16 protein-coding genes are annotated in these 12821 nt (G+C 53.8%); 5 read left to right on the top strand and 11 right to left on the bottom strand.

The genetic code is table 11. From position 1 onward, the window contains the following. Nucleotides 1-220: 220 nt before the first annotated feature. From yidD to RB620_RS16755, 5 genes are all read right to left on the bottom strand, one after another. Nucleotides 221-523 carry a membrane protein insertion efficiency factor YidD gene (yidD, locus tag RB620_RS16735; protein WP_308096175.1) on the bottom strand — a complete coding sequence of 101 codons (303 nt, stop codon included), beginning with the start codon at nucleotides 521-523 and terminating at the stop codon, nucleotides 221-223. Nucleotides 524-538: 15 nt separating this feature from the next. Continuing rightward, entirely contained in the window at nucleotides 539-973 is a 435-nt protein-coding gene (locus RB620_RS16740; RefSeq protein ID WP_308096176.1) for a Fur family transcriptional regulator, read from the bottom strand. A 113-nt stretch (nucleotides 974-1086) separates the two neighbouring features. Next, nucleotides 1087-1311 carry a hypothetical protein gene (locus RB620_RS16745; protein WP_308096177.1) on the bottom strand — a complete coding sequence of 75 codons (225 nt, stop codon included), beginning with the start codon at nucleotides 1309-1311 and terminating at the stop codon, nucleotides 1087-1089. 15 nt (nucleotides 1312-1326) lie between these two features. After that, nucleotides 1327-1527, bottom strand: coding sequence for a hypothetical protein (locus RB620_RS16750; protein ID WP_308096178.1), 201 nt, complete (start codon nucleotides 1525-1527; stop codon nucleotides 1327-1329). Nucleotides 1528-1747: 220 nt separating this feature from the next. Then, a complete protein-coding gene (locus tag RB620_RS16755) occupies nucleotides 1748-2173 on the bottom strand; it encodes an Hsp20/alpha crystallin family protein (RefSeq protein ID WP_308096179.1) in 426 nt (141 codons plus the stop codon). 141 nt (nucleotides 2174-2314) lie between these two features. Here RB620_RS16755 and RB620_RS16760 point away from each other — a divergent pair, with 141 nt between their 5' ends. Genes RB620_RS16760 through RB620_RS16780 form a run of 5 tightly spaced genes read left to right on the top strand, consistent with a single transcriptional unit; the run spans nucleotide 2315 to nucleotide 4138 of the window. Further along, entirely contained in the window at nucleotides 2315-2548 is a 234-nt protein-coding gene (locus RB620_RS16760) for a spore germination protein (protein ID WP_308096180.1), read from the top strand. Further along, nucleotides 2545-2754, top strand: coding sequence for a spore germination protein GerPB (locus RB620_RS16765; RefSeq protein WP_308096181.1), 210 nt, complete (start codon nucleotides 2545-2547; stop codon nucleotides 2752-2754). Before RB620_RS16760 ends, RB620_RS16765 begins: the two co-directional genes overlap by 4 nt. Nucleotides 2755-2775: 21 nt before the next feature. Continuing rightward, on the top strand, nucleotides 2776-3447 hold the full coding sequence (gerPC, locus tag RB620_RS16770; RefSeq protein ID WP_308096182.1) for a spore germination protein GerPC: 672 nt from the start codon (nucleotides 2776-2778) through the stop codon (nucleotides 3445-3447). A gap of 5 nt (nucleotides 3448-3452) precedes the next feature. Continuing rightward, nucleotides 3453-3680, top strand: a complete 228-nt coding sequence (locus tag RB620_RS16775) for a hypothetical protein (RefSeq protein WP_308096183.1) — start codon at nucleotides 3453-3455, stop codon at nucleotides 3678-3680. A gap of 32 nt (nucleotides 3681-3712) precedes the next feature. Continuing rightward, nucleotides 3713-4138, top strand: a complete 426-nt coding sequence (locus tag RB620_RS16780; protein WP_308096184.1) for a spore germination protein GerPE — start codon at nucleotides 3713-3715, stop codon at nucleotides 4136-4138. 240 nt (nucleotides 4139-4378) lie between these two features. Here the strand turns inward: RB620_RS16780 and RB620_RS16785 are convergent, their stop codons facing one another. The 6 genes from RB620_RS16785 to RB620_RS16810 form a co-directional block, all read right to left on the bottom strand. Then, nucleotides 4379-6349, bottom strand: coding sequence for a glycoside hydrolase family 15 protein (locus RB620_RS16785; protein ID WP_308096185.1), 1971 nt, complete (start codon nucleotides 6347-6349; stop codon nucleotides 4379-4381). Continuing rightward, nucleotides 6331-7794: a glycogen synthase GlgA gene (gene glgA, locus RB620_RS16790; RefSeq protein WP_308096186.1), complete on the bottom strand. Its 1464-nt coding sequence runs from the start codon at nucleotides 7792-7794 to the stop codon at nucleotides 6331-6333. Before glgA ends, RB620_RS16785 begins: the two co-directional genes overlap by 19 nt. A 206-nt stretch (nucleotides 7795-8000) precedes the next feature. Next, entirely contained in the window at nucleotides 8001-9113 is a 1113-nt protein-coding gene (glgD, locus tag RB620_RS16795) for a glucose-1-phosphate adenylyltransferase subunit GlgD (RefSeq protein ID WP_308096187.1), read from the bottom strand. Then, nucleotides 9110-10276 (bottom strand): glucose-1-phosphate adenylyltransferase, encoded by a 1167-nt coding sequence (locus RB620_RS16800; protein WP_308096188.1) that lies wholly within the window; start codon nucleotides 10274-10276, stop codon nucleotides 9110-9112. The genes glgD and RB620_RS16800 overlap by 4 nt, the downstream gene beginning before the upstream one ends. Nucleotides 10277-10292: 16 nt before the next feature. After that, nucleotides 10293-12200: a 1,4-alpha-glucan branching protein GlgB gene (gene glgB / locus RB620_RS16805; RefSeq protein ID WP_308096189.1), complete on the bottom strand. Its 1908-nt coding sequence runs from the start codon at nucleotides 12198-12200 to the stop codon at nucleotides 10293-10295. Nucleotides 12201-12343: 143 nt separating this feature from the next. Next, nucleotides 12344-12574, bottom strand: a complete 231-nt coding sequence (locus RB620_RS16810) for a hypothetical protein (protein ID WP_308096190.1) — start codon at nucleotides 12572-12574, stop codon at nucleotides 12344-12346. Nucleotides 12575-12821 lie beyond the last annotated feature (247 nt).

Below are 12821 nucleotides of genomic sequence, written 5' to 3' on the forward strand. Positions count from 1 at the left end.
GCCACTCCCTTACCGAACATTCGCGTCCTGGCTCGAAAGCGATGCCTCCCGGACCATCTTCGAGCGTTTCCCCTTGCCGGCTTGCACCGTCGATCCCGGCTCTCTAGGAAGGTTCCACGCTTTACTTATCCATTCGCTGGCAATGCTGATATGATGTTACTATACTCAAAATCGTCATGCCGTGTCAAGGTCACGCATGCCCATTGCACAGACTGCTACGCTATTGGCTGCCGACGCCGGATCTTCGCGGCTTCGGCTCCGGCACCGGATCGTAGCCGCCGGGATGGAACGGATGGCATCTCGCGATCCGTTTGGCGGCAAGCCAGCCTCCGCGCGCGGCTCCGTGCCGCTCGATCGCTTCAAGCGCGTAAGCCGAGCAGGTCGGGTAGAATCGGCAGGTCGGCGGCTTGAGCGGCGATATCGCTTTCCTGTAGAACACGATTGGCGCCTGCGCTAGCGCCTTCGACCACCTTTTGCCGACTGAAGAGGATAGCTTGTGATTTCGTTCGGACTTGCCGCTCATGGGTTCGTCCCCCTCTTAAGGCTGCGTTGCCGTCTCTTCCTGCTCGCAAGTTCCGCAATAACCGAATACCTCGAATTTATGCTTCACGACGCGGAAGTCATCCGGAACGGCAGTTTGAACCATTGGACAGAACGTGATCGGATAAGTAAGCCCGCATTGCAAGCAGATGAGATGATGATGATGGTCATGCTCCCTGCAATGGAGCTTAAACTTTACGCCTTCCTCGAAAACGACTTGCTCCAAGACGCCAAGCTCTTCCATGACGCGCAGATTGCGATAGACGGTATCGAAGCTAAGGCCGGTATACGTCTTGCCCATAAATTCATATACATCTTTAGGGGATAAATATCCCGGCGAATCCGCGAACAGCTTGGCCAACGTTTTCCTTTGGTCCGTCACGCGTAGCCCTTGGCTCGACATGCGGGCGACAATTTCCTCTACCGTATGCATAAACGATCCTCCGAATCTGTTAGAGGTTGTTACTGAAACCGGACTTTAAGAACAATGATTATTTGCTTTCTCTTCATAATGCCGAAAAAAAAGACTCCCGTCAATGAGAGTCCTTACCCGTTCAATCTCATATTAATGAGGAAGCTGGCGCACATCGCAGCGAAAAAAACGGCGCTTACTACGCCCGCAATGAGCTTCCGACGCTTCAGCAACAGTATTCTACCGGCTCCCTCGCCTTGCTGCGCGGCCATCGCATGCGAGCGGTGCATGAACAGGAACGCGATCAAGGAAGCGACAAACAGCATATTCATTATAAACCATATAGCAGTCCAAACCACGAGGCAGCCTCCGTTTTATAAATACCACTTATTCAGAATGAACATAAAGACGCTAAAACTGACGATCGCTCCCGCGAAGCTGTACCACCCGGCGCGGAACCGCTGCTGGAACATGCGCAAGATGCCGAAGCTGAGCAAACCAAAAATCAATAGCAGGAAGACCACGCCCAAAATAAATAATGAGGCGGAAACACTGCTGACATCTACCAACGTCACCGACGACACTCCTTATCGACCCAATATGAACACTTTACTAGCCATTATACGAAAAATATTATCGATTATCCAGCCGCCGACACATCCAAAGTCCGTCGATTTCGTGACAATTGAGGTCATCGACCGGCAAGCTCTCACTCGATCAAAAATGATCCGGGAACGCAAAAATAGCGTGCTCGGGCTGCGCTCCCTGCACGCTTGTTGTCGTCAGCCTTCTTCTCTACCATCGAATGGAATGCTCGACGTATTTGGACATGGATGGACGTTTGCGCAGTTTAACATACAATATCCCGTTTTTGACCGCCGCTTGGCAGATCCGCGGCTTCACCAGCATCGGCAGCGGGATGAGCTCCCGATTGCCGCTTGCCCGATCGACCACGCGAAGCCGGTCTTCCCGCACGTACAGCTGGATATCCCCTCTGCCCGACCCGGCCGGCAGCCGATATTGAACCGTAATAAACGATTTCGTTTCGGCAATGCCCGGTGCGCGGGCATCCGATATCCGGTCCGATGCTTCGGGCAACGCTTTCGTCATCAAGTTTCGAACAAACTTCTCGACCCAATCCGGCTCGCGGATGACCTCGAATCCTTTGGGCAAATGCTGCCCCTCCATCCACCGCTCCAGCTCTTCCCATTTCGATGCCATATGTCGTTTTCACCCCAGTCTTCGCTTCCATTGCCTTATCTTATGCACAATTCCTGCTCCGGGACACTCGCCCATCGGTAACGTCTGGGCGAATGCCGCATAGGATATTACATACCATTGTGAATATAGAGGGTGATACAAATGCCAGCAGTTGTCGGTTTTGTGAAGATCGTCAGCACCGGAGGCGGCTCCATCGTCCAATTCGGCGATACGGTCCAGGTGTCTCCTTCCAGCAACTCCAAGACATACGCAGGTTCGGGCTCCTTCTTGACGGGAAGCTTAACGAACTCCAACAATGCGGTCAGCGCCACCAATTCGCTAGATCCGGATTTGCAAGACAATACGAACGTGCCGAACGGGGTTAATATCGTATGAACTGGACCATTCATCAGTATATTACGATTCATTCGCTGCATGTGGACAGCGTATCGAATAGTTCCGTGCTTCAGGTAGGCAGCGCAGGGGCGATCCGATCATTGTCCCAGATGTACAACACCGGAGGATTTACCGGACCGGCGCCTGAATTGACGGAGGAAGACCCGCTTTCGTTCGTTCCGCTGCCGCGGCCTGACCAGACTTAGTTATATGGGAGGAATGGCGCGATGAAGGATCCGAACGAGATGAATCCTTGGCATGACTGGTCGGCCGAAGTCGGGCGCAGGCTGCTTCAGCAGCAGCAGCAGATCGATCGGCTGGAAGCGCAGCTCGCTCAGATTCAAGGAAAACTCAAAGCGCTGGAAGCGAAACCGACCTACAACATTGAAAGCATCGAATACCGGTTCGACCAATTGAAGGTCGAGAAGCTAGAGGGGACGCTGAACATCGGCATGACGCTTCCCGGAGGAGACGGCACCGAACAATTACCGGGCACCGGCAACGTCGAACAGTTCACGGTAGGAGACGAACCGAATTATTATCCGTCCGCCCAGTCGACGATGACGCAGCCCGAAGGACCGTACCGGGAGCTCGCGAACCGGGTGGACGGCTATGTGTCGTCCGAAGGCCAGCAGCGCCTTCTCAGCCATGAGCTCGAGCTGGAGCTGCCGCTTGATCCCCATCATCGCCGCATCGTATTGGAAGACGTGCGCAAACAGCTGCCGGCGCGGATCCATCACTACATCCAGCAGCTCACCAAGGAAGAGCAGGAGCAGCTGCGCAGCAGTCCGGGCCAAATGACGGAACGGATATTCGAGAAAACGAAACGGGATGCCGAGGCCGCCATCGGCGCATACATGCGCCAACTGAAAGCGAACGTCGTGCAACCGGAAGGATGATCACCATGCTTAATTTTAAAGTGCATAACCATAGCTTATGCGTCGGCCGCATCGAAGTGCTCGGCGTCGCCAGCTCTTCCTTGCTGCAAGTCGGGGATACAAACCATATGGCGCTTTATTCGATGTTCGACACGCCGCCGGAATCTGTCATCGTCGGAGCGCTTGTGCCTCTTCCGGAGCCGGAAGACGCCGAGACCGGTCTCGGCGAGACGACGGTGACCGATATTCTATGAGCCGTTCCTTCGATTACGGGCGTTGCATCCCCGTGCGAACGTCTCAAGTCGGCATGATCAGCCTCATTAGCCTAGCCTCCGCCTCGACGGTCCAGATCGGCGATCGCGGCTCGACGAACGCGAAGCTGAACGCGATCGCCGTCCAGCGGAAGGAAGACCATTCCAGCGCCGGGGAAGCCTACTTCGAATCCTACCCCGTATTCTCCCGGGATTGGCCGGTGCTGCGCGATCCCGAATTCGAATCCGGCCGGGCGCTGAGCTATCGGCGCTGCAACCATTCGCCGCGCATTTCCGTCGGCTGCGTCAGCGTCATCGCGTTAAGCTCCTCCTCCAGCCTTCATATCGGCAACAGTTATTCCGTCGTCGGCGAGGCCAGGGTGAAACATATCCGGCAATTCGCGGACGAATCCGATCTCGAAGGCACTTCCTTAGAACGGACAACAGACCGGCGAAGGTAATCACCTTCGCCGGTCTGTTTTAGATGTTGTTCAAAAAGTCCACTTTTGATCACGAAGTAAATCAGGAAGCGTATTCGACGTCGAATATTGAATTCAGCCGAAACAAGCGTATGCTTTCGAAGTATGTTTCCTTCGGAAACATTGCAGGTGCTCACGTAGCCTACACTACGCTCCGCTCCTCATTTTCTAGCTTCATCCAATCTTCTCGGTGCTGAAAATTGGACTTTTTGAACACGAGTTTTATATGCCTAGCAGCTGAAGTTCCTTGTACTTCTTGGCGTACTTGCAAACGCTCTGGACAACGGTCGCGTGCGACCAGGTCAGCGGCGCGACCGACAGCGGCGAACCGTCGTACGGGTTCAACTGCTCCGGCAGCAATCCGCTCTGCAGCGCGTGGTCAGCCACCCACTCCAGCGTCTCGCGAGGACCGCTAAGCTCCTCCAGCGATTTCGCCGAATCGATCTCGAAGTTCGCGACCCACAGCGTGCAGATGATCCATGGGTTGCCTGGAACCTTGTCGATTTCGCCGGATTGCTGGAAGTAATAATCGTTGGTGTAGCGCGCGATGCCGCCGATATCGGTACGAACGCGAAGCCCTTCCTTGATGGACAACATCGTCTTGACGACCCGTTCGTCGTCAACCGGCAGGACGCCGAATTCCAGCACTCCGAACAGGCTGCTCTCGAGCGTCATATCCTTCACCCAGCGGTTGTCCTTCTGAATAAGCCCCCTAGCGAATCGGCCGGAATCTTCATCCCATAGATGCTCGAGCATTCCTTGCTTGATCGATTGGGCCGTCTGCTTCAGGTGATCGCTTCGCTCGTAGTCGCCGAACAAATCCGTGAAGTATGCCGCGGACATCAAGCCGCCGTATACGGATGCGGCCGTATACGTCCAGATGCCGTATCGCTCCTCCCACAGATCGTAGCTCGGCTTCGGCAAGGACAAGGAATGTTCGATGTACTCGCTCAAGAACGATGCGGCCTTGCGGATCAGATTACTGTAGAGCGATTGAGGCAGCTCGATGACCTCGTTGCGCTTGTAATCCTGCCACAAGGCGAATAGAACGAGCGCCGTCTCATCCTCTTGAATCGGAAGGCGCCTGCTGCCTTGGACGATATACGGATGCCAGCTCGAGCCCACCGTTCCGTCGGGGTTGTACTTGTGATACAAATAACCTTCCGGAGACAAAGCCGTCGCGCAGAAGTGGAAGAACGGCGCGATGACGCTCTGATAGCCGGCCATCGACATCGCCTCCGCGATTAAGGCGCCGTCGCGAGGCCACATATAACTGTAATGATCGCGATTGTATTGCAGGATATCGGTGTCGTTGGCGGCCAGGATGGCGCCGCGTTCGTCGACCTGCGTACGGACGAGCAGCAAGCTTTGTTTGAACAGCTTCTTCACGTCCAGCGGCAAGTCCCCCAGATCGGATTCTGCCCGGCGCAGCCAATGGTTCCAATAAATGACGATCCGGCTGAGCAGTTTCTCCGGATGATTGTCCTGCACGTATTTGTTCAGTTCCTTAACTTCCTCCAGGTTCTTCGCGATCGACATCCAGTAATAGAACGTCTTTTCCCCTTGCTCCTCCACTTCGGAGCGAAAGCTGATCGTGCTGTCGACCGATCCTTGGGCAATCGTATTTCCCATGAGTATGCCGTCTTCGGCGTCTCTCCACGTGCCTTCCGCGGACTGGAACCGTTTGATGCCTGTCGAATACTGCATCATGCCGCCTTCGTCGGAGGCGCCGTTGAACATGAAGTAATTCGATCGTTTGTAATGGTAAAGCGTATGGTTCTCAGGGTAATAAACGGCCGTATCGCCTACTTCGGAACCTTCGATCATCAGATCCTGATGGAAGAAGAGCCTCACTTCCCTGGATACATGGAACTTGTTCCTCACGACGACCCGCTTAATATAAATGCATTCCCTCTGGTGGATACCGTCGTTCATATAGAGCTCGACTCCGAGCCGCGCATGTCTGGCCGTGATGTTCGTCACGAGCGACTCCTGGATATAATCCAGGTCGATGCTCCATTCGGGATCGTCCAGCCACGAGAATTGGCCGTCAACCCATATTCCGAAGCGGCAATAATGCCCTCCAACATGGTTAAGTTGGCCGACGTATGGATAGTAGATGTCGCGGATGTAACAATTCCGGTCCAGATTAAGCAGCATTTTTCCGTTGCCGATTACAAGATGACGGGCCATGGCTCGTTCTCCTTTCGATGCGCGGTAAGCTCTGCGTAAACGTCCATATATGCCTTGGCGGATACATTCCAGCTGTAATCGCTTCGTGCGCCATTTTCGACGATTCTCTTCCAGACCTCCTCTTCCCGATAGAAGTCAAGCGCCCTTCGGATCGAATATAGAAAATCGTGTGCATTATAGTTCGCAAAGCTAAAACCATTGCCCTCGCCAGTATTTTCGTTAAAGGCCTGTACCGTGTCCCGCAGTCCTCCGGTCTCGCGAACGACCGGCACGGAGCGGTAACGGAGCGCCAGCAGCTGGCTCAGCCCGCAAGGCTCGAATTTGGACGGCATGGCGAAGATGTCCGAGCCCGCGTATATTCTGCGTGCCATCCGGTCGCTATAGCCCAGCCAGATCGCCGCTTTGTCCGGATAGTTGCGTGCCGCTTCCTCGAACAGCTCCTCGTACTTCCGTTCTCCGGCGCCAAGCACGACCAGCTGCACATCTTCCTGCAGCAGCTCGTCCAATATCGCGGCAATAAGATCGAAGCCCTTTTGCTCCACCAGTCTCGAGACGATTCCGATCATCGGGATGTCCGCCGATTCCGGCAAGCCCAGCTCTCGCTGCAGATCGAGTTTGTTCTTGCGCTTTCGGCCAATGGAATTGCGGTATGGCGAATGCAAGGCGCTGTCGTTCATCGGATCGAACAGCTCCGTATCGATGCCGTTCACGATGCCTCGAAGATCCTCGCAGCGGTAACGGAGAACAGCATCCAACTGCTCGCCGTAATACGCGGTTTGGATTTCGTGCGCGTACGTGGGGCTGACGGTCGTCAGCTTGTCCGCAAACTCCAGGGCTGCTTTCATGCAGCTGGCGCCGCCGCGATGCGAGAGTCCGTCCCAGCCGAACAAATCGTCCCCCGCGCCTGTCAGCTCCTTCAGGAGATCCATGCTGAATAGACCCTGGTACATCAGGTTATGTACCGTGAACACCGATTTCGCGTATGCCCATGCCGGATCGAAGGCGTACCGCGTACGAAGGAGGAACGGGATGAGACCCGCCTGCCAATCGTGGCAGTGAACGATGTGCGGTCGGAAATCCATAAACCGCGCAGCTTCCATGACCGCGAAGCAATAGAAAACGAACCGTTCTGCATCGTCGCCGTATCCGTACAGCCCTCTGCGCTTGAAATAAAACTCGTTGTCGATCAAGTAATACGTAACGCCGTCGATCGTACCCTTATGCAAGCCGCAATATTGATTGCGCCAACCGAACGAAACCTGGAATTCGGCGATCAGCTCGAACTGTTCGGCATAATGCAAAGGAATTTCCTCGTATTTCGGCAGGATGACCCGTACGTCGGCGCCGTATTTGCCCAGCGCCTTCGGCAGCGCGCCCGCGACATCAGCGAGACCGCCGGTCTTCGCCAGCGGCACCGCCTCCGAGGATGCAAACAGAATGTTCATCTCTCCAATACCTCCTCCTAGAGGATGTTCAAAAGCCCACTTTTGATCACGAAGTATTCCGAGTAGCGTATTCGACATCGAATATTGAATTCAGCCGGAACTTCCGGTGCTCACGTAGCTATCACTACGCTCCGCTCCTCATTTCCTAGCTTCTTTCAATCTTCTCGGTGCTGAAAACTGGGCTATTTGAACCCTCAATTGTCTTTTTATATGATTTTTCTCTTGGCTGCCATGAATGGCGACGAGCCCGCGCCGCGAATATCCCTGCCCGCTTCGACACGCACATCCTTGTCCATGATGCTGAATTGAACAAAGCTGCTCCGCCCGATATAACCGTTCTGCATAATGATGCTGTCCTTGACGACGGCACCTTTCTCGACATGAACGCCGCGGAAAATAACGCTATTCTCGACCGTGCCTTCAATCCGGCACCCGTTCGCGATCAGCGAGCCCGTCACTTTGGAGCCTGCGGCATAACGGGTCGGCGGTTCATCCTTGACCTTCGTATAGATCGGCCCCGGCATGAAGAACAGCTCTCGCCATACATCATGGTTTAAGAGATTCAAATTATGTTCATAGTAGCTGTCTAACGTATTGACGATTCCGAGATATCCTTCATGCATGTATCCGTACACGCGCAGCTGGCTGAGTCTCGAGAAAATCGCGTGGCGTACGAGATGATCCTGCCCTTGAGCGAGCGAAGTCTCGACGAGATCCATCAGCAGCTCCTTGCGCATGACGTACATCTCCATGGAGCTGATGTCGCTCTCCATTCTGCCGAAATGCTCCTGAATCTCCGTCACGCGGCCATCCGGCTCCATTTTGACCTTGCGCGCCTTGCCCAGCATCGGACCCGTTTGCTCCTTGCAGACGACGGTGATGTCCGCTTCGCTTTCTTGATGGAAGGCGAGCACTTTCTCGAAGTCGATGTTGCATACCATGTGGCTGCGCGTGATGACGATATATTCGAGTGAGGATCGGTTGAAATAATCTCTTTGTTGATAAAAATGATATAAGTCTCCCCGGCTGACTTCCAAAAGATCGTCCGTCGCAGGAGGCAGAACAAACAATCCGCTTTGGCGATGCTGAAGATCCCAATGTTTGCCCGAGCCCAAATGATCCATCAGCGAGCGGTATTTCGTATGCGCGAAAACCGCCACTTTGCTAATTCCCGAATTGACCATGCTCGATAATGCAAAATCGATGAGCCGGTATTTGGCGCCGAACGGCACCGTCGCCAGGCATCTGCCTTGCGTAAGCGGCCCAAGCTCATCCGTTTCGTGAATTAAGTTGATAACGCCCATAATGCGATGTTTCATGACGGCTCCACCTCCAGTACCATGTGATCGTTCGTAACGTACTGTTCTACGGCGACTACCGTTATCGAATCGTCGTTCGGATCGCCGATCGTAGCCCCGGCTTGAATGACGGCTCCTTCGCCGATGATGGAGCGGTATATGCGGGCGCCTTTGCCGATGCGGACGTTCGGCATGATCACGGATTCGCTGATGACCGTGTTTTTCTCCGCGTGGACGCCGTAGAACAAGACTGATCGGTCGACCTTGCCTTCCAGCACGCAACCCTCGGTGACGACTGACGAAGTCAAGACGGCGGAAGGCGAAGTGAACTGCGCCGGACGATTCGGGTTGACCGAGTAGATGCGCCAATCGGGATCGTACAGGTCGAGCGGCGGCTCATCGGCGAGCAGGTCCATGTTAGCCTCCCATAGGCTTTCGATCGTGCCGACGTCTTTCCAGTAGCCTTTGAACGGATAAACGTGCAGCCGTCTTCCTTCCCTCATCATCGTCGGAATAATGTCTTTGCCGAAGTCATTGCTGGAATTGCGGTTCGCTTCGTCGTAGATCAGATGTTTTTGCAGCGTCTTCCATGTGAAAATATAAACGCCCATCGAGGCGATATTGCTAGTCGGATTTTTTGGTTTCTCTTCGAATGCGGTAATCCGGTCTTCGTCGTCGACGTGCATGACGCCGAACCGGCTCGCTTCCTTCCAATCGACCTGAAGTCCGGCGATGGTCACGTCGGCTCCGCTGCGCTTGTGATGCTGCAGCATCAGATCGTAATCCATTTTGTAAATGTGATCCCCTGAGATGACAAGAACGTATTCCGGGTTGTAACGTTCGATGAACGACATATTCTGATAGATGGCATTCGCCGTTCCTTTGTACCACACGCCGCCCTTCTGCTTCACGAAAGGAGGCAGAATGGTCATCCCGCCGTCTCGGCGGTCAAGACCCCACGGGCTGCCGATTCCGAGATATCGGTTCAGCTCAAGCGGCTGGTATTGCGTTAGAACGCCTACCGTATCGATGCCGGAATGGGCGCAATTGCTTAGGGTGAAATCGATGATCCGGTATTTGCCGCCGAAATAAACGGCCGGTTTCGCCAAATCCTTGGTCAGCACGCCGAGCCTCTTTCCTTCGCCACCAGCAAGCAGCATTGCTATCATTTCTTTACGGACCATGGACACCAGCTCCTTGTCAAAGTGTGTCCCCCGGCAATGGAGTAAGCAGCATGAATGTAAGTGGGGGCAAGTGAATCGAGATGCTTTGGTTGCGGCCATGCCACGCGATGTCTTCGGTGCTGTAGCAGGCATTGCGGTCCGATTCCGTTCCGCCGTACTTCCGGGAATTGCTATGGAGAAGCGTGCAGTACATCCCTTGCTCCGGAACGCCTATGCGGTAATCTTGGTAGTTTTGCGAGGAGAAGTTGATGACGATGATCGAATAGCTCGTAAGTCCGTAACGGATATACGATATGACAGACTGGGCGGCGTTATGTACGTCGATCCAGCCGAAACTTTCGGGATCCCTGTCGCGTTCCCAGAGAGAGGGCAGCATGCGGTACGTATGGTTGAGCGTCTTGACATAACCCAGCATATTCCGGTGCGAGTCGTATTCGAGCACCATCCAGTCCAGCATGTCTTGGTCTTTCCATTCGTCGTATTGGCCCCATTCGCCGCCCATGAACAGCAGCTTTTTGCCGGGATGCGTTATCCAATAGCCGTAAAATAACCGAAGCTGCGCAAATTTTTCCTCGTACGAGCCTGGCATTTTGTCCAGCAAGGAACGTTTGCCGTGCACGACTTCGTCATGCGACAGCGGTAGAACATAGTTTTCTGAGAAGGCGTAACATAAAGAGAAGGTAATCAAATGGTGGTGCTGCGGCCGATCTGCCGGATGCATCGTCATATAACGAAGGGAGTCGTTCATCCAGCCCATATTCCATTTGAAATTAAAGCCAAGGCCGCCTTTGTAGGTCGGTGTAGTAACGGCTGGCCAAGCGGAAGAGTCCTCCGCAAGCATTAACGTATCGGGGTAGTAATGAAACACGGTTTCATTCAATTTTTTGAGGAAGCGCAGAGCGTCTAAGTTGTCTCTGCCGCCATAAGCGTTGTAGGTACGCATATGAGGCGGTTTATCCATATGCAGGTTGATCATATTCGCGACCGCGTCGACTCGCAGTCCGTCGATGTGGAACATATCCATCCAGTAGATGGCGTTCGAGATCAGGAAGCTCCATATTTCATGCCTGGAGAAGTCGAATGCAAGCGTTCCCCAAAGCGGAAGCTCCGCGCGGTTCGGATCGGCCCCTTCGAAGATTGGCGTGCCGTCGAACAAACGCAAGCCGTGATCGTCCTTGCAGAAGTGTCCGGGAACCCAGTCGAGGATAACTCCGATGGCTAGCCGGTGGCAGCAGTCTACCAGCTTCTTCAGCTGCAGCGGCGTGCCGTATCTGCTTGTGGGGCTGAAGAAGCCCGTTACTTGATACCCCCAAGACTGGTCGAGCGGATGTTCGGTGAGCGGCATCAATTCGATGTGCGTGTAACCCATCTCGGCCACGTAAGGCACAAGGTCGTCGGCAAGCTCTTCGTAGGTGTAATAATGTTCCTTGCCTTTGATTTTCCACGAACCGGCATGCGCTTCGTAGATCAAAAGCGGATGATGATAGGCGGCTTTCGTCTTTTTCTTCGCCATCCAGGCGGCGTCATCCCATTCGTACCCGCCGTTATCCACGACAATCGAAGCCGTTCCCGGTCTTCGTTCGGAATAATACGCGTACGGATCGGACTTTCGGACGGACTTGCCGTCGCGCGTAACCAGCTCGTACTTGTAGAGCTCGCCCGGCATCAGCTTCGGAACGAACAACGCGTGAATGCCCGTTGTCCCGAGCTTCTCCATTCGGTGCGCCGCTCCGCTCCATCGGTTGAACTCCCCGATGACGCGAACCTCGGACGCATTCGGCGCCCATACCGCGAATCGGACCCCTTGGACTCCGCCGATCGTCAGCGGATGAGCTCCCATAAACCGGTAGCTATGGTATGCCGTACCTTGATTGAACAGGTACACATCTCCCTCGGACAAGCCCAAGTGCATCGTTGCCACCATGCGCAGCATCACCCCCCAGGAAGAATTATACGCTTATTATACATGGTTCTTTGAGAAAGAAATAGTGGATTTTCATAGAACATCACTCGTAAATGTAGGTGTATGTCAAAATACCTCACAATTCGACGTAATCTTCATGAAATCTACAAAAGCGTGGCTTGCGTGACGCGGTAAATATAATAATGTTTGGGGCATAATCCTTTCGTAATGGCTGGCGCGGCGCAGTTCACCCACTTGCATTGCACGAATGTTTTGACTCGCCGCGGTCTGACCATGTTCGGGTCGCCGTGCCTGAGCATACGTTGATGGTGCATGGAGCAAAGTCCTTTGGCTTTAAGGGGCTTTAAACAGTTTTCGATGGTGCAGGTTTCCATGGATGCTCCTCCTGTTAGACAGCTCGACAATACCGCTTTCAACCATTAAAACCTCTTCCGGCTAGCCTCAATATTATCTAGAATATACGGCAAAATAAAGCGAGCTAATCGTCAGTTTAAGCCCAAAGAGACGCAATAATGAACGGAATGCTATCAATTTGCTCCTGTAGTGCGGCGAAGTTTAAATAATTAAACAAAGATGAAGATTACATGAGTGCAAACGGTTGTCTCCGTCAACTTGTGACTC

The organism is Paenibacillus sp. LHD-117 (assembly GCF_030929555.1).
Classification (GTDB): domain Bacteria; phylum Bacillota; class Bacilli; order Paenibacillales; family Paenibacillaceae; genus Pristimantibacillus.